Consider the following 19,332-nt stretch of genomic DNA (forward strand, 5'->3'; position numbering starts at 1 on the left):
CCGGGCTCGGGTCATCGGCCTCGGACGACCCCGCGCAGCACGACCGCCGTGGGCGTACGCAGCACGGACAGGTCCTCCACCGGGTTGCGGTCGTAGACCACGAAGTCCGCCGAGGCCCCCTCGGTCAGCCCGTCGACGTCCAGCCACTCGCGCGCCCGCCAGCTCGCCGCCCCGAGGGCGTCGTGGGCCGGCACCCCGATGCGTGCCAGCGCCTCGACCTCACCGGCGATGTTGCCGTGGCGGCTGATGCCACCGCCGTCCGAGCCGGCGTAGATGGGCACCCCCGCCTCGTAGGCAGCCATGATCGTGGCCGGCATCCGGCTGTAGAGGTCGGTCATGGTCTGCGCGTAGGCCGGGAACCTCTCCTGCCCGGCGGCCGCGTGCTCGGGGAACTTGTCGAGCTGCATCACGGTCGGGACGAGCCGGGTGTCGTGGGCGACCATCGCGTCGATGAGGTCCTCGGTGAGGCCGGTGCCGTGCTCGATGCAGTCGATGCCGGCCTCGATCAGGCCCGGCAGGACGCCGTGGCCGAAGCAGTGCGCGGTGACCTTGGCGCCCTCCGCGTGGGCGGCGTCGATCGCGTCGCGGAACGCCTCGGCGGGGAAGGACGGCGCGAGGTCGCCCTCGTCGCGGGAGATCCAGTCGCCGACCAGCTTGATCCAGCCGTCGCCGTTGCGGGCCTCCTGCGCGGCGTACGTCGCGAGGTCGGCGGGCTCGACCTCGTGGGCGTAGTTGCGGATGTAGCGCTTCGTCGCCGCGATGTGGCGCCCGCACCGGATCAGGCGGGGGAGGTCGTCGCGGTCGTGGATCCAGCGGGTGTCGGCGGCCGATCCGGCGTCGCGGATCAGCAGCGCTCCCCCGTCGCGGTCGTCGATCGCCTGCTGCTCGGTGGCCTCGTCGTCGGTGGGACCGAAGTCGTCGAGGCCCAGGTGGCAGTGCGCGTCGACCAGCCCGGGCACGATCCACCCCTCGGCGGCCGTGTCGGCGCCGGGCTGGGGCTCGTAGGTGATCCGGCCGTCGACGACGTACAGGTCGCCTGCCTCACCGTCGGGGAGGACCGGTCCGCGGAAGCGCAGCGCACTCATGCACCGACCCTAGCGATCCCGGCCGAGGCCGGCCGCCGAGCTGCCGACTCCCACAAATGGGGTACGTGGCCGGTTCGGCGCTGTCGGCACGCAGGGGCCTTGCCACCATCGACGGATGGGGAAGGCGCGTGACTGGGTCCGTCGAGCCTGGACCTGCGCAGCCGTGGCGGCCCTGGCAGCCGTGGCAGGCTGCGGCGGCGACGCCGACGCCCGCTGGTCCGAGGACCCTGCTGGTGCGGAGCGACTGCCCGACTTCGCCCCCGCCCCGCCCGAGGACATCCACACCAAGAAGGTCGGTGACAGCTGGTCGGTGGAGTTCAGCTCCGCCCTCGTCAACGTCGGTGCCGGGGACTTCCACGCCACGGCGGAGAAGAACCTCGGCGGCGAGTGGACCGTGACCCAGGACATCGAGCACGCCGACGGCGGGGCCAGCCACGTCCCCAGCGACGCGCGGCCGGTGTGGGGCGGCGACGGCCACGAGCACTGGCACGTGGAGCGCTACGTGACGTACCACCTGTTCGCCCTCGACGAGCAGGGCGAGGAGTCCGGGAAGCCGCGCACCGACCACAAGGTCGGGTTCTGCATCTACGACTTCGAGCACTCGGGGCTCGACCTCGGGCCCGACGAGGCGGTCTACGAGCGCGAGGGGTGTGGCAGCGAGGACTCGAACCGTCTCGTCATGGGGCTGAGCCGGGGGTGGGTGGACTACTACCACTGGAACCTGCCCGGCCAGAGCATCCCCGTGGACGGCCTCGCCGACGGGGACTACCGGCTCCACGCCGTCGCCGACGAGCAGGGCGTGTTCCGCGAGGAGACGACCGACAACAACCGGACGTGGGTCGACTTCACGCTCGCCACCGACGCCGCCGGCACGCGCTCGGCCCTGGTGGTCGAGGTGGGTCCCCAGCCGGGCTGAGCACGGGCCCGTCCCCCGAATTGGCGATCTGGCCGTCGCCGGCGAGAGATCGCCCAGCGCGCGGCGCACAGTGGGAGGTCACCGCCGGGGGGACGGCTGCCGTTCGGCAGATCGCCGGACGGACCTGTAGTGAGGAGCACAGCATGAGGAGCAGGAAGTACTGGGTGATGGGCGCCACCGCCGCACTGGTGATGGTCAGCTCACCGGCGGTGGCCGCCACGCTGAGCAACGGCAACGGACAGTCGTGCGGCGACGGCATGGGCGTGTGGCACTTCGTGAACAACCAGACGGGCGGAGCCGCGGCCGGCACGCTCAACGCGACGTTCTCGGACGGCTCGGTGTGGAACGTGGCGCCCTCCGCCGTCAACCAGAACGTGCAGCACTTCTACGTGGAGTCGACCGGCACCCTGATCTCCGCCACGACGACGCTTCCCGGGAAGCTGGTGCTGTCCGACTTCACCTGCGAGGACGTCAAGAAGAAGTGAGCCGGGCCCGCGTGGCCTGCTGGATCGTTTCCCTCGTGCTCACAGCCGGTCCAGCAGCCACGCGGGGCTGAGCACCTGCGCCGGGGACACGTTCGCGGCGAGGGCGCGGTCGGCGGTCACCACCGCGACCTTGGCTCCGGACTCGCCGGCGCGCCTGGCCTGCTCGCGGATCTCCGCGTCACCGTCGCGCGAGGCGTGGACGATGCGTACGTGCGCGTCCCGGCCCGCGCGTACGCCCGCCTTCGCCTGTCCCTCGAGCACCAGCACGATCTCGTCGAACCCGGTGTCGGCGACCAGGAGCCGCTCGTGGAGGCGTCGCGCCGCGCCGGCGCGGTCCTTCCACCAGCCGTCGGGCACGGAGCCGACGACGTTGGCGCCGTCGACGACGAGGACCGAGCTCATTTCAAGAACTGCGAGAAGTCCTTGGGCAGGTTCAGCTGCTCGGCGGCCTTCTCGTAGTCGACCGCCGTGCCGTCCGGGTTGCCGAACGGGTTGTCGGCCCGGTCTGCGGCTGCTGCCTTGCCGGCGGCCTTCTGCTGGGCTGCCTTGGCGGGGTTGCCGGAGACGCGCTTCTTGCCCTTCTTGCCCTTGGCCTGCTGCTTGGCGCCGGCACGCTTGCCACCGCCGAGACCCGGCATCCCGGGCATGCCCGGCATCCCCGGCACCCCGCCGCCGCGCGCCATCTGCTCCATCATCTTGCGCGCCTCGAAGAAGCGGTCGACGAGCTGGTTGACGTCGGAGACCTGGCGTCCGGCGCCGGCGGCGATGCGGGCGCGGCGGGAGCCGTCGATGATCTTGGGGTTGTCGCGCTCGGCCGGCGTCATCGACTGGATGATCGCCTGGATCCGGTCGATCTCGCGCTCGTCGAAGTTCTCGAGCTGGTCGCGGAACTGGCCCATCCCGGGGAGCATCCCCATGATCTTGGTCATCGAGCCGAGCTTGCGGATCTGCATCATCTGCTGGAGGAAGTCCTCCAGCGTGAAGCCGCCCTTGGTGGCGAGCTTCTCCGCGGCCTTCAGCGATTCCGCGGAGTCGAAGGCCTTCTCGGCCTGCTCGATCAGGGTGAGCATGTCGCCCATGTCGAGGATGCGCGAGGCCATCCGGTCGGGGTGGAAGAGATCGAAGTCGGTCATCTTCTCGCCGCTCGAGGCGAACATGACCGGCTTGCCGGTGATCGAGCGGATCGACAGGGCGGCGCCACCGCGGGCGTCGCCGTCGAGCTTGGTGAGCACCACGCCGTCGTAGCCGACGCCGTCGAGGAAGGCCTGCGCGGTCGTGACCGCGTCCTGGCCGATCATCGCGTCGACGACGAACAGGACCTCGTCGGGCTGCACGGCGTCGCGGATGTCGGCGGCCTGCTGCATCAGGGTCTCGTCGACGCCGAGTCGGCCGGCGGTGTCGATGATGACGACGTCGTGGAGCTTGCGCTTCGCCTCCTCGATCGACGCGCGGGCCACCTCGACCGGGTCGCCCGCGCCGTTGCCCGGCTCGGGCGCGAAGACGGGCACCCCGACGCGCTCGCCGTTGACCTGGAGCTGCTGGACGGCGTTGGGTCGCTGGAGGTCGGCCGCCACCAGCATCGGCGTCCTGTCCTGGTCCTTGAGCCACCGCGCGAGCTTGGCCGCGAGCGTCGTCTTGCCGGCACCCTGGAGGCCGGCCAGCATGATCACGGTCGGGCCGCTCTTGGCGTAGCGCAGCCGGCGGGTCTCCCCGCCGAGGATCGTCACGAGCTCCTCGTGGACGATCTTGATGATCTGCTGCGCCGGGTTGAGCGCGCCGCTGACCTCCTCGGAGCGGGCCCGCTCCTTCACCGCCCCGACGAACTCCTTGACGACCGGCAGCGCCACGTCGGCCTCGAGCAGCGCGATGCGGATCTCGCGCGCGGTGGCGTCGATGTCGGCCTCGGAGAGCCGCCCCTTGCCACGCAGGTTCTTGAAGGTGTCGGCAAGGCGGTCGGAGAGTGTGGCGAACACGGTGTGGGTCTGTCCCTCGCATCGAGTGGTGGATCAGGGCGGATCAGGGGTCCTACGACCACTCAGCCTAACGTCCGGACCCCGGTGGGCCTGCCTCGACGCCGCTAACCGCCGAGCGCGGTGCGTACGGCGTGGGCGGCCGCAGCGGCCCGCTCCTCGGTGGGGCGTACGCCTCCCACCTCCTGCACGTAGAACACGTCGACCGCCTGCGGGCCGAGCGTCGAGACGTGGGCGGAGGCCACCGTCAGGCCCAGGCGGGCGAGCGTGGTGAGCACGCGGTGGACCACGCCGGGACGGTCGGAGGTGCGGATCTCGAGCACCAGCGAGGCGCGCGAGGCGTCCGGGCGCACCTCCACGATCGGCGGCAGCTCGCCCTCCGGACGGGCCGGCAGGTCCGGGAGTCGCTGGGTGCCCTCGACGACGCGACGGATGCGCTCGCGGACGACGCTCGCGTCGAGGTAGGCGTCCGGCACCTCCCACGCGCTCACGCCCCACTCGCCGTCGGAGTCCACCTGGGCCCAGGCGCGCGCGGCGTGGACCGGCACCCGCAGCGCCGCCAGCCCGCCCGCGACGTCAGCGAGCAGCCCGACGCGGTCGGCGGCGATCACCGTCACCGTGGCACCGACCCCGTGCGGCGTGATCTCGACCGAGACCGCACCGGGGTCGCGGCGTACGGCATCGGGCACCGGCAGCGAACCGGCCGGGGTGACGTGGGTGACCTCGGCGCCGAGGGCCTGTCCCGCGCGGGAGACGAGCCGGTCGACGAGCGAGGCCCGCCAGGTCGTCCACGCCGCAGGCGACGCGGCCCGGGCGTCGGCCTCGGTGAGGGCGCGCAGCAGCTCGAGGCTCGCCGCGTCGGGGACGTGGGTGAGCAGCTCGGCGGTGGTGGCCGGGTCGTCCGGGTCACGGGTGGTCGCCAGGTCGGCGAGCAGCAGGTGCCAGCGCACGAGGGACGCGACGACCTCGGCGTCGAGGTCGGCGAACCCCATCCGCGCCACGATCTTGCGGGCGAGCGGCTCCCCCGCCACCGAGTGGTCGTGCAGCGAGCCCTTGCCGATGTCGTGGAGCAGCGCCGCCACCAGCAGCAGGTCGGGTCGCCGGACGGTGCGGATCAGGCCGCCGGCCTCGGCGCAGGTCTCGACGACGTGACGGTCCACGGTGAAGCGGTGGATCGCCGAGGCGTGCGGCAGCAGCCGGATCTGCTCCCACTCAGGGAGGAAGGTCTCGATGCCGTCGACCTCGTCCAGCGTCTCCCACACCGGCAGCAGGCCGGGTCCGCTGGCCAGGAGGCGTACGAGCGCGTCGCGGGCGGTGGCCGGCCACGGGACCGGGAGCTCCGCGCCCTCGCGCACCAGCCGGGCGGCGGTGGTCGGGGCGAGGACGGCGTCGCGACTGGCGGCCTCAGCCGCGGCGCGGAGGAGCAGGGAGGGGTCGTCGCCGGGCTTCGTGCCCGCGTCGAGCACCACCTCTCCGCGCGACAGCGCGATGCCCGGGGCGATGCGCTCCAGTGCAGGCGTACGCCGCCCCTTCTCCCCCGTCGTGCGTGCCAACACCGCGTCCGTGCGCCGCCAGGCGAGCCGGGACAGATGGGCGATGCGGCGCCCGAGCGAGCGCACGTGGCGCTGCGCGGCCTCGGCCCCGGTGAGGTCGAGCCGCTCCGCGAGCGACCCCCACATCTCGGGGGCGATGCGGTCGCTCGGCCGGCCGGCCAGCTCGTGCACCTCGTCGCGGACGTCGAGGAGCATCTGCCGGGCCGCCTCGAGCGCGGGCGTGGAGGCGTCGACGAGCCAGCTGGCCTCGATCGCCTTGAGCACCCCGGCGTCGCGCAGGCCGCCCTCGGCCTCCTTGACGTCGGGCACCGAGGCGTGGGCGAGCTCGCCGGTGACGTCGTGCCGCTTGTGCGTGATCGCCTTCAGCTCGGGCAGCCGGGTGCGGGCCTGACGCCTCCAGTCCGCGAGCATGGTGGTGCGCAGGCGGAGCGTCAGGCCCGGGTCGCCGGCCAGGTGGCGCGCGTCGAGCAGGCCCAGCGCGACCCGGAGGTCCGTGGCCGCGTCGAGCATCTCCGCCATCGACCGCACCGAGTGGTCGAGGCGACGCCCGGAGTCCCACAGCGGGTACCAGAGGGTGTGGCCGAGGTCGCCGAGCGCGACGTCGTCGTCGTGGACGAGCACGACGTCGAGGTCGGAGTGGGGGGCCAGCTCGCCGCGGCCGTAGCCCCCGACCGCGACCAGGGCCACCCCGGCGGCGGGCCCCGCTGAGGCAGCGTATGCCTCCCTGCAGAGCTCGTCGGCCGAGGTGGCCCTGGTCTGGCGTTGTGCAGCGGTCACGAGAGCACGGTCCTCTCGGCCCCGAGAACGTCCGTCATCAGAGGGCGGACGCGTCCTGCTCGCCCGTGCGGACCCGCACGACGGTTTCGACCGGGCTGACCCAGACCTTGCCGTCGCCGATGCGACCGGTCTGCGCGGTCTTGACGATGATCCCGACGACGTCGTCGGAGTCGGCGTCGTCGACCACGATCTCGATGCGGATCTTGGGGACGAGCGCGATGTCGTACTCGGCACCGCGGTAGACCTCGGTGTGGCCCTTCTGCCGGCCGTAGCCGCTGACCTCGGAGACCGTCATGCCGGCGACCCCGAAGGTCTCGAGCGCCTCGCGGACGTCCTCCCACTTGTGCGGCTTGATGACCGCGGTGACGAGCTTCATGCGCTGGCTCCTTCCGTCTTGGTGGGGGCGGGGGCGGTGGCGGCGGCGAGGACGCTGCTGCTGCCGCCGCTGGTGCCGCTGTGCAGGTCGTACGCGGACTCGCCGTGAGCGACCAGGTCGATGCCGTTGACCTCGTCCTCCTCGTCGAGGCGCAGGCCGATCGTGTACTTGATCGCCAGGGCGATGACCGCGGTGAGGATGCCGGAGTAGACGACCGCGACCACGACACCGAGCGCCTGGTCGGCCAGCGATCCGAAGCCGCCGCCGTAGATGAGGCCGTCGACGCCGCCGGCGCCCTCGGAGGTCGAGAACACGCCGATCAGCACGGTGCCGATGATGCCACCGACGAGGTGGACGCCGACCACGTCGAGCGAGTCGTCGTAGCCGAGCCTGTACTTCAGGCCCACGGCCCAGGCGCACACGGCGCCGGCGATGGCGCCGATGGCCACGGCACCGGACAGGTTCACCGCGCCGGTGGCCGGCGTGATGGCGACGAGGCCCGCGACGATGCCGGAGGCGGCGCCGAGCGACGTGGCCTTCTTGTGGATCAGGCGCTCGACGGCCAGCCAGCCGAGGATGGCGGCCATGGTCGCCAGCGTGGTGGTGGCGAAGGTGCGGCCGGTCTCGAGCGGGAACTGGGTCTCCGGGTCGTCGCCGAAGACGATCGAGCCGACGTTGAAGCCGTACCACCCCATCCACAGCAGGCCGGCGCCGAGCATGGTCAGCGTCAGGTTGTGCGGACGCATCTGCTCCCGCGGCCACCCGATCCGCTTGCCGAGCAGCAGCACGAGCACGAGGGCCGCGATGCCGGCGTTGATGTGGACGGCCGTGCCGCCCGCGTAGTCCTGTGCGCCGATGCGGCCGCAAATGAGCGAGTCGTCGGTGCAGCTGAACACCATGTGGGCCATCGGGAAGTAGACGATGACGGCCCACAGCGGCACGAACAGCACCCAGGCCGAGAACTTCATCCGGTCAGCGACCGCACCACTGATGAGGGCGGCGGTGATGATCGCGAAGGTCATCTGGAACATCACGAAGATGTAGTCGCCGGTCGAGACGCCGTCGAGCCAGAGCAGCTCGAACGGGTTGGCGAAGAACGTGCCGTCCCCGCCGAAGCCCATCGACCAGCCGACGGCGACGTACAGGATGCCGACGATCGCGGCAGCGACGTACGACATCATCATCATGTTGAGCACGGACTTCGACCGGGACATGCCGCCGTAGAACAGGGCCAGCGCGGGAACCGTCATCATCAGGACGAAGGCAGTCGCCACCAGCATGAAGGCGTAATAGCCGTCCACAGAACCTCCAGGGAACGTACGGGGGTGGGCCCAGGCTCATGACGCCGCTGTCGTGACGGTGCCCACGTGTTGTCCCGTACCTTCCGCGGGCGAGGTTTCACCCGGCCGCGACGGATGTTGCGCGCAGGCAACGGAATGGGCCCTCGTGTTACGGGTGTGTGAACGGACCGCCACGGAACCCGCCTTGTTAGTGTTCGGCCGTGTCCAGACTGGCCGTGATGGCGCACTACGACGTCGCCGGGGAGCTGCGGCCCCACGTGCGCGGTCAGGTGGAGGCGCTGGCCGCGTCGGTCGACACCCTCCTGGTGTGCACGACGGCCAGCCTGCAGGACTCCGCCCGCGCCTGGCTCAACGAGCGCGCGACCGTCGTGGAGCGCGCCAACTACGGCTACGACTTCTTCAGCTACAAGGTCGGCCTCGATGCCGCCGGCGACCTCACCGCGTACGACGAGGTGGTGGTCTGCAACGACACCTACGTCTTCGCGCTCGACTCCTACGACCCGGTCTTCGACGAGATGGCCACCCGGCCGTGCGACTTCTGGGGCCTCACGGCCGCGGAGCGCCTGGCACCGCACATCCAGTCGTTCTTCGTCGCGTTCCGCCCGTGGGTGGTGGGCTCGCACGCCTTCACCCGGTTCTGGGAGGAGATGGAGCCGATCTCGAAACGGCGGCAGGTCATCCGGCGCTACGAGATCGGGATGTCGCGGCGGCTCTACGACGCCGGCTTCGTCTCCGACACCTACTTCGTCGAGACCCCCGAGGACCGCCGGATCGCCCGCGAGCGGATGCGCTGGTGGGCCGCGCACCGCTCCACCTTCCCGCGCACGCGCGCGGAGGTCCGCGAGTGGCGCGAGCGGGCCAACGAGCCGTGGAACCCCGCACGCAGCCTGGCCGACCGGGTGCTCGACAACGCCCGGCTGCCCTACGTCAAGATCGACACCCTGCGCTACGACCCCTACAACCTCGACGCCAAGCGCCTGCTCGAGCTGTGCGAGCGTCGCTTCCCCCAGCGCTTCGAGGGGGTGCGCGAGTTCCTCGAGGAGACCGCGCAGTACTACCCCCTCCGCGACACCGAGCGGCTGCTGCCGACGCCGTTGGCCCTCGAGCCGCTCTTTCCCCGCGTGAGGTACTCCGATGCGCGGTGAGCGTCGCCGCGCGGGGCAGGTGAGGCTCGACGACCCCGCGGAGGTGCTCGTGGACTCCGGTCTCGTCGACGCCGACTATGTCGCCGCGCAGCTCGGCACCACCTTCGACTCCGTCGCCGAGGCCGCCCGCGCCGCGGTGGCCGCCGGGGACGTCTCCCCCCACCCGCTCTTCGAGGCCCAGTGGATCGGGCGCCGCCGGTCGTGGCAGCGGCTGGGCCAGCACCCGGTGCTCTGGTACGTCTCGGAGCGCCGGCGCCGCAACCGGATCGCGCCCCACCCGCTGGTCGACCCGCGGATCATCTTCGCCGCCCACCCCGAGGCCCGGCACCACCCCTACGGCGCCCTGTCCTACTGGCTCTCGGTGTCGGGCCCGGGCACGCCCCTGCCGACGCGGATCCTGCCCCGCAAGGTGTCCTGGTCCACCTACCGCGCGGCCGCGATCGACGCCGCTGCCCAGTGGCGCGACGAGGTCGTGCGGGAGCGCCCCGAGCTCGTCGGCCCGACCCCGGCGCTGCCCGCGACGCTCGCGACGTCCCCGGCGGTGACCGTGGTGATGGCCGCCCAGGACGCCGGCCCGCTGGTCCGCCGGACCGTCGCGTCGCTCCAGGCCCAGACCTTCACCGACTGGCACCTCGTCGCGGTGGACCGTGGGTCGGCCGACGACACCGCGGCGGTGCTCCAGGGCGTGGCGGCCTTCGACGACCGGGTGACCCTCGTCCGGGAGGGGCGTTGCGGCGAGGCCCGCGCGCTCAACGTCGCCCTCGAGCACGGCACGGCCGAGCACGTCGCCGTCCTCCCGCTCGGGCGCGAGTGGCTCCCGGAGATGCTCGCCGAGCTGCTGGCGCACGCCCACCACACGGGCGCGGCCGCCGTCCTCGCCGGGACGGGCGCGGTCGCCCGCTCCCGCCTCGAGCTCCTCTCCGGCCGGCCGGTCGACCTCGCCACCGCACTGCTGCGCCGTGACGCCGTCAAGGACGTCGGCGGGTTCGACGAGGGCCTCGGCGGGTCCGTCGAGCGTGACCTGATGCTCAGGCTCACCCGCGACCACGACCCGCTCTCCGTCGACGTACCCGCCCTCAAGCGCCCCGACGCCCCCCAGCCGGCGTACTCCGACGACTGGGGCTCAGTCGTCCTCGAGCGTCAGCTCGTGGACTGGGAGGCCGCCGCAGCCCGGGAGACGCAGGAGGACCTGGTCAGCCACGTGATGCCGGTCGGCACCGAGCCGCGGCGCACCGTCGAGTGGCTGGGCGCGGTGCCGCGCGAGGGGTCCGAGCTCATCCTCGTCGGGGTGCGCCTGCGCCGCGCCCACCACGTGCTGGCCGCCTCGATCGCAGCGATCATCTCGGGTGCCCGCTTCGTCTCGGTGCCCGCAGCGGTCTCCACGTCAGCCGCCACCAACGTCGGCATCGCGGCCGCTGCCGGCAGCACCGTGCTGCTGGTCCGCCCCGAGGCGATGCCGCCGCGACAGCCCATCGCCCACGAGCTGGCCGAGGTCGTCCGCGGCACCGACGTCGCGGCCGCACAACCGCTGGTCGTCGACCTCGACGGCGTCGTGCTGAGCGCCGGCGCTCGCTTCGGACCCGACAGCCCCCACCCGGAGCTCTTCCTCTCCGGCCTGCCCAGCAGCGACGCCGTACGGATCGGCAGGTGCGCGGTCGCGGCCCCTGCCGCGCCGATGGTGGCCGTACGCACCGAGACGGCCGTCGCGCTGCGCGGGCTGGACGCACGCTTCCACTCCGTCCTCGCCGAGACAGACCTGGGGCTGCGCGCCCGGCGCGCGGGGCTGGGCGGCTCCGTGCTGGTGCCCGACACCGTGATCACCTCGCGCACGCCCTACGCGAGTGCCGAGGAGCTCATCGGCGCGCTGTCCTCGCTGCGGTCCACGGTGCACGCGGGGGCCGCGCCTCCGCCCGACACCGCCCCCGAGCTGCTCGCCTCCGCCGGGCTCGAGGTGGTCGCCCAGCGCAACCGCCGCGTCTGCACCGACCCCGAGGAGCGCACCGCACCGGCGGTGCTCGTGCCGGAGCTGGTCGTCCGCCCGATCGAGGGGATCCACGAGTCGCCCCCGCGGCTGAGGTGGGCCGTCGACATCGCCGCCCCGGCCGCGCAGCGCGGCGACCGGTGGGGCGACACCTACTTCGCGCGATCGCTCGCCGACGCCCTCGAGAGACGCGGCCAGCACGTCGCGATCGACCGGCGCGACGCGCGCGACCGCGACTCCCGCGACCACGACGACGTGCTGCTCGTGCTGCGCGGTCTCGACCGGGTGACCCCGCGCCCGGGGCTGCTCAACGTCGAGTGGATCATCAGCCACCCCGACATGATCACGGCGGACGAGGTGGCGGACTTCGACCTCGTGTACGCCGCCAGCACCAGCTGGTCCACCCGGATGAGCCGCGAGTGGGGCACCCGGATCGAGCCGCTCCTGCAGTGCACCGACACCCGGTGGTTCCACCCTGACCGGGCCGAGCCCGACACCGGCCCCGCGCTGCTCTTCGTCGGCAACTCGCGCGGTGTCTACCGCTACGCCGTGCGCAGCGCGCTCGCCATCGGCGCTGACCTGACCCTCCACGGCAACGACTGGACCGAGTTCGTCGAGCGCGACCAGATCGCCTCCGGCGGTGTCGACAACCGTGAGGTCGGGGTGCTCTACGCGTCCGCCGGGATCGTGCTCAACGACCACCACCTCGACATGCGGCGCGACAGCTTCGCCTCCAACCGGCTCTTCGACGCGGCCGCGTGCGGGGCACGCATCCTCAGCGACCGCATCGACGGCCTCGAGGAGATCTTCTCGGGCCTGGCGCTGCCGTTCGACAACGAGCACGAGCTCGCCCGCCTGGTGAAGCCCCCCTACGAGGCGTTTCCCGACAACGCCACCCGCCGCGAGATCGCCCACCGGATCATCGCCGAGCACAGCTTCGACAAGCGGGCCGAGACGCTCGTCGACGACGCCGTACGCCGCCTGCTCGCCCGCCGCTGACGTCGAGGCGGCTCGTCCTGACCGCACAGACCTGCCGAGTCGGCTCGTCCTGACCGCTCAGACCTGCCGAGTCGGCTCGTCCTGACCGGCGGCGCGTCAGGACGCGCCGACTCGGCGGGGTCGAAGCGTCAGGACGCGCCGACTCGGCGGGGTCGAAGCGTCAGGACGCGCCGACTCGGCGGGCGCTGCGCGTACGGCTCAGCCGAGGAGCGCGTCCACGAACGCCGACGCCTCGAAGGGCGCCATGTCGTCGGGACCCTCACCGAGACCGACGAGCTTGACCGGCACGCCCAGCTCGCGCTGCACCTGCACCACGATACCGCCCTTGGCGGACCCGTCGAGCTTGGTGAGCACGATGCCGGTGACGTCCACGATCTCGCTGAAGACTCGGGCCTGGATCAGGCCGTTCTGCCCGGTGGTCGCGTCGAGGACGAGCAGCACCTCGGTGACGTCGGCCTGCTTCTCGATGACGCGTTTGATCTTGCCGAGCTCGTCCATCAGGCCGGCCTTGTTCTGGAGGCGGCCGGCGGTGTCGACGAGCACGGTGTCGACGCCGTTCTCGACGCCGTGCTTGACGGCCTCGAACGCGACGCTGGCGGGGTCGCCGCCCTCGGGTCCCCGGACGACCTCGACGCCGACGCGCTCGCCCCAGGTGGCCAGCTGGTCGACGGCGGCCGCGCGGAAGGTGTCGGCCGCGCCCAGGGTCACGGTGAGGTCCTCGGCGACGAGGATGCGGGCGATCTTGCCGACGGTGGTCGTCTTGCCGGCGCCATTGACGCCCACGACCAGCACCACGCCGGGCTTGCCGTCGGCACCGGTGACCTGTACGCGGCGGTCCAGGTCGGTGCCGACGAGCTCGACCAGCTCCTCGCGCAGCACGGTGCGGGGGTCGGGCGCCTGTCCGCCCTCGACGCGCAGGCGCGTCCGCAGCTTGTCGACGAGCGCCTGGGTGGGCGCGACGCCCACGTCGGCGGTGAGGAGGGTGTCCTCGATCGCCTCCCAGGTGTCCTCGTCGAGCCGGTCGCGGCTGAGCAGCGACAGCAGGCCCTGGCCGAGCCCGCCCTGCGAGCGGGCGAGCCGCTCGCGCAGGCGCTGCATGCGGGTCGCGGAGCGCTCCGGCCTCTCGATGGTCGGGGCAGCGGGTCCGGCGGTGTCAGCGGCCGGCTCCGGCGGGGCCTCGGTCGCGGTCTCCGTCTCCGTCGGCGACGGGACGATCACGTCCGTCGTGCCGCTCGGCCGCGCGGCCTTGCGGCGGCGCCCGGACGTCAGCAGTCCGGCGAGCGTGAGCACGCCGACGACCGCGATGGCGATGATCAGATAGAGCCAGTCACCCATGGGCCAATCCAATCAGAGGTGCGCGGCACGACGCAGGCGGGTGAGCATCGGGTGCTCCGCCGACGGCTGTCCGCCCGCCAGCCGGGCCCGCAGGGCGTCGCGCTCGGCGGCCAGCCGCTCGGCCCGCGTACGTGCCCGGGCGAGGCGGGCCTCCGTCCGCGCAAGGTCCGCGAGCACCGCGTCGAAGGCCGCCGCCAGGCCGGACCCGCTGCCGGGCAGCACCGGGGTCCCGCAGGCCTGCCCTGGTCGCGCGACCCACACCACCTCGTGCGCCATCAGGCGGAACCACGACACCGCGGCCTCGCCGACCAGGGCGGGCGGCGTGACCCGTACGGAGGACAGGCCCGCCGCGGCGAGCCGGTCGTCGAAGTCGTCCCCGTACCACCGCACGTGGTCGGCCTGCCCGAAGCGGCGCACCCGGTCCTCGGGCGCGGCGAGCGGGTCCTCCTCCGTCGCCACACCCATCCTGATCGGCACCTCGAGCAGCGCGATCCCCCGCGGGCTCAGCACGCGCGCGATCTCGCGCATGGCGGTGCAGTCGTCCGGGACGTGCTCGAGCACGTGGTAGCAGACCAGCAGGTCGACGGACGCGTCGCGCAGCGGCAGCGCGGTGAGGCTGGCGAGGGCGTCGACCTCACGCTTGTCGTGCCCGAGGTCGAGGCGCACCCGGCGACGGGCGCCCAGCCGGTCGATCAGGGGCGTCGACTGGCGCGACGGGGCGATCTCGACCACGGTGTCGAGGTCGCGCAGGTCGGGTCCGAGCGAGCCGAGCAGCAGGGACAGGAACCGGTGCCGCTCGAGGCTCCCGCAGCGCGGGCACTTGGCGTCCGGGCGTCCGTCCGGCCCCGGGCGGAACTGCCGGGACACCCTCGTCCCGCAGGCCGCGCAGTAGGCCCTGTGCACGTCGTGGCGTGAGCCGGTCACGCCCCGCACGTTAGCCCTCTGCGACCCCGCCGTGGGGTGGCGCGCCGGATCGGGGTCCGGGGTCCGTCAGACGCGGGACTCCGAGTCCGCCAGCGTCGGGAGGGCGTCGACGCCCTTGCGCATGGCGTTGCCGAGCTGCGGCGCGACGGGCATCTCCTCGCCACGGTGGGGGTAGGCGACATAGACGCCGACGCCGACGGCGACGAGCACGCCGAGGGTCATCATCACAACGATCGCGAGCACGGGATTCCTCCGAGGTGGGCCGGTCGGGTCCCGTCCACCGTGCCACACCGGCGGGGCATGGGGAGAACCGGCGACGACCTGCGGCGCGTCGGGGTGAGGACGCTCACCCCTCGGGGCGAAGCAGGGGTACGACCGCCGCGCGCACGACGTCGGGCACGGGGGTCACCGGGCGGTCCCCCGCGCCGCGGGAGTTGTCGACGTAGACGTGGACGAACCGGCCCTCGGCCGCCGCCTCGTCCGAGCGTCCCTGGAAGAGCCCGATGCGGTAGACGACCGAGCTGGTGCCGACCCGGTCCACGACGAGGCCCATCTCGATCGGCTCGGGGAACCCGATCTCGCGGAAGTAGCGGCACCCGGTCTCGGCGACGACCCCGATCTGCGGCAGCGCGCGTACGTCGAGACCGGTGGCCTCGTAGAGGTGGGCGTTGACCGCCGTGTCGAACAGCTCGTAGTAGGTCGCGTTGTTGAGGTGGCCGTAGGCGTCGTCGTCGCGCCACCGGGTGGTGGCGGTGCGCCACGCGACGTAGTCGGCGCGCGTGGGCCTGGCGGGACGGTCGTTCATGCAGGCTCCGCGTCGCGCAGCCGCTGGCTGATGACCGCCGAGACGCCGTCGCCACGCATGGTGACGCCGTAGAGCGCGTCGCCGACCTCCATGGTGCGCTTCTGGTGCGTGATGACGAGGAGCTGGGAGTTCTCGCGGAGCTCCTCGTAGATCTCCAGCAACCGGCCGAGGTTGGTGTCGTCGAGGGCCGCCTCGACCTCGTCGAGGATGTAGAACGGCGAGGGTCGCGCCTTGAAGAGCGCGACGAGGAACGCCACCGCCACCAGCGAGCGCTCGCCGCCGGAGAGCAGCGAGAGGCGCTTGACCTTCTTGCCGGGCGGGCGGGCCTCCACCTCGACGCCGGTCGCGAGCATGTCGCTCGGGTCGGTGAGCACCAGCCGACCCTCACCACCCGGGAAGAGGCGCGCGAAGGTCGCGTCGAAGGCCTTCTCCACGTCGGCGTACGCCTCGGTGAACACCTGCTCGACCCGGGCGTCGACCTCGCGGACGATGTCGAGGAGGTCCTTGCGGGTGCGCCTGAGGTCCTCGAGCTGCTCGGTGAGGAACTTGTGCCGCTCCTCCATCGCGGAGAACTCCTCCAGCGCGAGCGGGTTGACCCGCCCGAGCATGGACAGCGCGCGCTCGGCGGTCCGGAGCCGCTTGACCTGCTCCTCGCGCACGAAGGCGGTCGGCTCCGGCGGCTCCTCGCCCTCGGGCACCTCGCCGCTGAACGGGACGAGCGTGGTCGGGCCGTAGTCGCTGACGAGGCCGTCGGGGTCGAGGCCGAGCTCCTCGAGCGCACGCTCCTCTAGCTGCTCGATGCGCATCTTCTGCTGGGTGCGGGCCATCTCGTCGCGGTGCACCGAGCTGACCAGCTCGTCGTGCTCGCGCCCGAGGTCGCGCAGCCGGGTGCGCACCGTCATCAGCTGCTCCTCGCTCCCCCGGCGTGACTCCTCGACGGCGGCGCGCTCGTCGGCGGCGAGCATCACCGACCGCTCGAGCTGGTGCAGAACGACGCGTACGGCGACCGCCACGGCCTGCGCGGCACGCCCCTCCTCGATCAGCCGCTGACGCCGTTCGGCGGCGCGCGCCCGCGACTCCCGCTCGGCCTGGGCTGCCCGGAGGAGCGAGTCGGCGCGACCGTGCAGGGCGCGGGCCCGCTCCTCGGCCGTACGGAGCGCCAGCCGCGCGTCCATCTCGCCCTGCCGCGCCTCACGCGCGGCCTCGGCGAGTCGCTCGCGCTCGGCGGTGTCGGGCTCGTCGTCGGACTCGTCGACGTCCTGGGCGGCTGCCAGCCGGGCCTGCAGCTCCGCCAGGCCGGCGAGATCCTTCTCACGCGCCTCGCGTGCGGTCCTGATGGCGCGCTCGAGCCGCTCGGCCTCGCCCTTGGCAGCGCGGGCCGCGGAGCCGTACTGGCCGAGCTCCTCGGCCACCGCGGCGAGGGTCGCGTCGGACTCGTGCAGCTTGGACAGGGCCACGTCGACGCGCTTGAGCGCGTCGTGGCGGGCGGCCTCCAGCCGGGAGATCTCGAAGCCGAGCCGCTCCGAGGTCGCGGTGGCCTCGGCCAGCCTGCTGGTGGCCTCGTCGACAGCTGCCTGGATCTCGATGAGGCTCGGCTGGCTGGTGGACCCGCCGGCCGCGAAGTGGGCGCCGAGCAGGTCACCCTCGCGCGTCACCGCCACGACGTCGGGGAGCTCCTCGACCAGCCCACGGGCGGCGTCGAGGTCGTCGACGACGGCGACCTTGTGCAGCAGCCGCACCAGCGCGGGTCGTACGTCGTCGGGTGCGGAGACCACGTCGACGGCGTAGGCGACGCCGTCGGGCAGGCCGGGCCAGTCGCGGTCGGTCGCGGGCGCCCCGCCGAGCACCAGCCCGGCGCGGCCCAGGTCGTCGTCCTTGAGGTGGCCGATCGCGTCGATCGCGGCGTCGGGGTCGGTGACCACGACCGCGTCGGCGGCGGTGCCGAGTGCGGCGGCGACGGCCGTCTCGTAGCCGTGGTCCACGTCGAGCAGCGCAGCGACCGAGCCGAGCAGGCCGCCGACCTTGTCGGTCGCGGCGAGCAGGGCGCCCGCGCCGTCCTTGCGGTTGAGGCCGAGCTCGAGGGCGTCGCGCCGGGCGACGAGCCCCGCGCGGTCGCGGTCAGCCTGCTGGGAGTCCTCACGGGCCCGGGCGAGCTGCTCGTCGACCTCGTCGAGGGCGGCCACCGCGTCCTCGTGCTCGGAGTCGAGGCCCTCCTCGCCGGCGTCGAGCCCGGCGACCTTCGTCTCCAGTGCGGTGAAGTCGCGCTGCGCCCGCTCGGCACGCGCGACGGCCTCCTCGCGGGCCTCGGTGAGCCGCTGGATCTCGGCGTCGGCGGCCTCGGAGCGCGACGTGAGCGCGTTGACCTGGCCGGTGAGGCGGGCCAGGCCCTCGCGCCGGTCGGCGGCGGCGCGCTGGAGCCCGGCGACCCGCTTGTCCTCCTCGGCGGCAGCCTCCTCGGCAGCACGCTTGGCGACGACCGCGGCGTCGAGCGCTGCCCGGTTGGCCTCGACCTGCTCGGCGATCTCCGCCTCCTGCCGGCGTACCCGCTCGGCCTGCGCCTCGAGGTCGTCGGGGTCGCGGCCGGAGTCCACGGTATCGCCCTCGGACGCACCGGCGGCGTTGCGGATCCGCTCGTCGGCGAGCGACGCGGTGCCGCGCAGCCGCTCCTTGAGCCCCGACAGCGCGAACCACGTCTCCTGCGCGGCCGCCAGCCTGGGCAGGTCGTCGCGGAGGGTGGCCTCCAGCCGGGCCTCCTGCTCGCGCCCGGTCGCGATGGCCGCCTCGACCTCCTCGCGCCGCTCCAGCAGCACCGACTCGTCGGCCAGCTCGGACTCGAGGGCCGTACGGGCGGTGACCAGGTCGTCGGCGAGGAGCCGGGCCCGAGCGTCGCGCACGTCGGCCTGCACCGTCTGCGCCTGCCGCGCCACCTCGGCCTGGCGCCCGAGCGGCTTGAGCTGGCGGCGGATCTCGGACAGGAGGTCGGCGAGCCGGGTCAGGTTGCCGTCGGTGGCGTCGAGCTTGCGGAGCGCCTTCTCCTTGCGTTTGCGGTGCTTGAGGACGCCCGCAGCCTCCTCGATGAAGCCGCGGCGGTCCTCGGGGGTGGCGTGCAGGATCGAGTCGAGCTGGCCCTGCCCGACGATCACGTGCATCTCCCGGCCGATGCCGGAGTCGCTGAGCAGCTCCTGGACGTCGAGCAGCCGGCATCCGCTGCCGTTGATGGCGTACTCGGAGCCGCCGTTGCGGAACATCGTGCGGCTGATCGTGACCTCGGCGTAGTCGATCGGCAGTGCGCCGTCGGAGTTGTCGATGGTCAGCTGCACCTCGGCTCGGCCCAGCGGCGGACGGCCGGACGTACCGGCGAAGATGACGTCCTCCATCTTGCCGCCGCGCAGGCTCTTGGCGCCCTGCTCGCCCATCACCCAGGCGAGCGCGTCGACGACGTTGGACTTGCCCGACCCGTTGGGGCCGACGATGCAGGTGATGCCCGGCTCGAGCTGCATGGTCGTCGAGGAGGCGAAGGACTTGAACCCCTTGAGGGTCAGGCTCTTCAGGTACAACGCGGGCTCCTCACCGGAAGGGAGACTGACGACTGGGGAAGCTCAGCGCCGCTCACCCTACGACACCGGCACCCGTCGATGCCCACGACGAGGCCGTTGCGCGCCGGCGTGGCACGCCGCCAT

14 protein-coding genes and 1 pseudogene are annotated in these 19,332 nt (G+C 73.0%); 4 read left to right on the forward strand and 11 right to left on the reverse strand.

The window, feature by feature from the left end; genetic code table 11:
• Window positions 1-11: 11 nt before the first annotated feature.
• Window positions 12-1,085 carry an amidohydrolase family protein gene (locus tag EXE59_RS21735; RefSeq protein WP_135840763.1) on the reverse strand — a complete coding sequence of 358 codons (1,074 nt, stop codon included), beginning with the start codon at window positions 1,083-1,085 and terminating at the stop codon, window positions 12-14.
• Between the two features lie 115 nt (window positions 1,086-1,200).
• Between EXE59_RS21735 and EXE59_RS21740 the strand changes: the two genes are divergently transcribed.
• Window positions 1,201-2,001 carry a lysyl oxidase family protein gene (locus EXE59_RS21740; RefSeq protein ID WP_135840764.1) on the forward strand — a complete coding sequence of 267 codons (801 nt, stop codon included), beginning with the start codon at window positions 1,201-1,203 and terminating at the stop codon, window positions 1,999-2,001.
• 143 nt (window positions 2,002-2,144) lie between these two features.
• Window positions 2,145-2,486, forward strand: a complete 342-nt coding sequence (locus tag EXE59_RS21745) for a hypothetical protein (protein ID WP_135840765.1) — start codon at window positions 2,145-2,147, stop codon at window positions 2,484-2,486.
• A gap of 39 nt (window positions 2,487-2,525) precedes the next feature.
• Here EXE59_RS21745 and EXE59_RS21750 read toward each other — a convergent pair whose 3' ends face one another.
• The 5 genes and pseudogenes from EXE59_RS21750 to EXE59_RS21770 all read right to left on the reverse strand — a co-directional run bounded on the left by EXE59_RS21750 (window position 2,526) and on the right by EXE59_RS21770 (window position 8,463).
• Window positions 2,526-2,888: a hypothetical protein gene (locus EXE59_RS21750; RefSeq protein ID WP_135840766.1), complete on the reverse strand. Its 363-nt coding sequence runs from the start codon at window positions 2,886-2,888 to the stop codon at window positions 2,526-2,528.
• Window positions 2,885-4,459, reverse strand: coding sequence for a signal recognition particle protein (gene ffh, locus EXE59_RS21755; RefSeq protein ID WP_135840767.1), 1,575 nt, complete (start codon window positions 4,457-4,459; stop codon window positions 2,885-2,887). Before ffh ends, EXE59_RS21750 begins: the two co-directional genes overlap by 4 nt.
• Before the next feature lie 104 nt (window positions 4,460-4,563).
• A pseudogene (locus EXE59_RS21760) lies at window positions 4,564-6,804 on the reverse strand ([protein-PII] uridylyltransferase); the annotation flags it as partial.
• A gap of 19 nt (window positions 6,805-6,823) precedes the next feature.
• The gene (locus tag EXE59_RS21765; RefSeq protein ID WP_135840769.1) at window positions 6,824-7,162 is read right to left on the reverse strand and encodes a P-II family nitrogen regulator; all 339 of its coding nucleotides are present in this window, start codon (window positions 7,160-7,162) and stop codon (window positions 6,824-6,826) included.
• Window positions 7,159-8,463, reverse strand: coding sequence for an ammonium transporter (locus EXE59_RS21770; protein ID WP_246056986.1), 1,305 nt, complete (start codon window positions 8,461-8,463; stop codon window positions 7,159-7,161). Before EXE59_RS21770 ends, EXE59_RS21765 begins: the two co-directional genes overlap by 4 nt.
• A gap of 200 nt (window positions 8,464-8,663) precedes the next feature.
• Here EXE59_RS21770 and EXE59_RS21775 point away from each other — a divergent pair, with 200 nt between their 5' ends.
• A complete protein-coding gene (locus EXE59_RS21775; protein WP_135840770.1) occupies window positions 8,664-9,608 on the forward strand; it encodes a rhamnan synthesis F family protein in 945 nt (314 codons plus the stop codon).
• The gene (locus EXE59_RS21780) at window positions 9,598-12,588 is read left to right on the forward strand and encodes a glycosyltransferase family protein (protein ID WP_135840771.1); all 2,991 of its coding nucleotides are present in this window, start codon (window positions 9,598-9,600) and stop codon (window positions 12,586-12,588) included. The genes EXE59_RS21775 and EXE59_RS21780 overlap by 11 nt, the downstream gene beginning before the upstream one ends.
• Window positions 12,589-12,786: 198 nt before the next feature.
• Here the strand turns inward: EXE59_RS21780 and ftsY are convergent, their stop codons facing one another.
• The 5 genes from ftsY to smc all read right to left on the reverse strand — a co-directional run bounded on the left by ftsY (window position 12,787) and on the right by smc (window position 19,209).
• Window positions 12,787-13,923, reverse strand: a complete 1,137-nt coding sequence (gene ftsY / locus EXE59_RS21785; protein ID WP_135840772.1) for a signal recognition particle-docking protein FtsY — start codon at window positions 13,921-13,923, stop codon at window positions 12,787-12,789.
• A 12-nt stretch (window positions 13,924-13,935) separates the two neighbouring features.
• Window positions 13,936-14,847 (reverse strand): class I SAM-dependent methyltransferase, encoded by a 912-nt coding sequence (locus EXE59_RS21790; RefSeq protein WP_135840773.1) that lies wholly within the window; start codon window positions 14,845-14,847, stop codon window positions 13,936-13,938.
• Between the two features lie 66 nt (window positions 14,848-14,913).
• The gene (locus EXE59_RS23980; protein WP_168218635.1) at window positions 14,914-15,090 is read right to left on the reverse strand and encodes a hypothetical protein; all 177 of its coding nucleotides are present in this window, start codon (window positions 15,088-15,090) and stop codon (window positions 14,914-14,916) included.
• 103 nt (window positions 15,091-15,193) lie between these two features.
• Window positions 15,194-15,652, reverse strand: a complete 459-nt coding sequence (locus EXE59_RS21795) for an acyl-CoA thioesterase (protein WP_135840774.1) — start codon at window positions 15,650-15,652, stop codon at window positions 15,194-15,196.
• Complete coding sequence (gene smc, locus EXE59_RS21800) at window positions 15,649-19,209, reverse strand: chromosome segregation protein SMC (RefSeq protein ID WP_135840775.1); 3,561 nt, start codon at window positions 19,207-19,209, stop codon at window positions 15,649-15,651. Before smc ends, EXE59_RS21795 begins: the two co-directional genes overlap by 4 nt.
• Between the last annotated feature and the right edge of the window lie 123 nt (window positions 19,210-19,332).

It is taken from the genome of Nocardioides eburneiflavus (assembly GCF_004785795.1).
GTDB classification, from domain to species: Bacteria; Actinomycetota; Actinomycetes; order Propionibacteriales; family Nocardioidaceae; genus Nocardioides; species Nocardioides eburneiflavus.

Coding starts and splice junctions, on each gene's coding strand:
- EXE59_RS21795 (WP_135840774.1), bottom strand. CDS start 15,652: ATGAACGACCGTCCCGCCAGGCCCACGCGCGCCGACTACGTCGCGTGG.
- EXE59_RS21750 (WP_135840766.1), bottom strand. CDS start 2,888: ATGAGCTCGGTCCTCGTCGTCGACGGCGCCAACGTCGTCGGCTCCGTG.
- ftsY (WP_135840772.1), bottom strand. CDS start 13,923: ATGGGTGACTGGCTCTATCTGATCATCGCCATCGCGGTCGTCGGCGTG.
- EXE59_RS21745 (WP_135840765.1), top strand. CDS start 2,145: ATGAGGAGCAGGAAGTACTGGGTGATGGGCGCCACCGCCGCACTGGTG.
- EXE59_RS21740 (WP_135840764.1), top strand. CDS start 1,201: ATGGGGAAGGCGCGTGACTGGGTCCGTCGAGCCTGGACCTGCGCAGCC.
- EXE59_RS21780 (WP_135840771.1), top strand. CDS start 9,598: ATGCGCGGTGAGCGTCGCCGCGCGGGGCAGGTGAGGCTCGACGACCCC.
- EXE59_RS21765 (WP_135840769.1), bottom strand. CDS start 7,162: ATGAAGCTCGTCACCGCGGTCATCAAGCCGCACAAGTGGGAGGACGTC.
- EXE59_RS21735 (WP_135840763.1), bottom strand. CDS start 1,085: ATGAGTGCGCTGCGCTTCCGCGGACCGGTCCTCCCCGACGGTGAGGCA.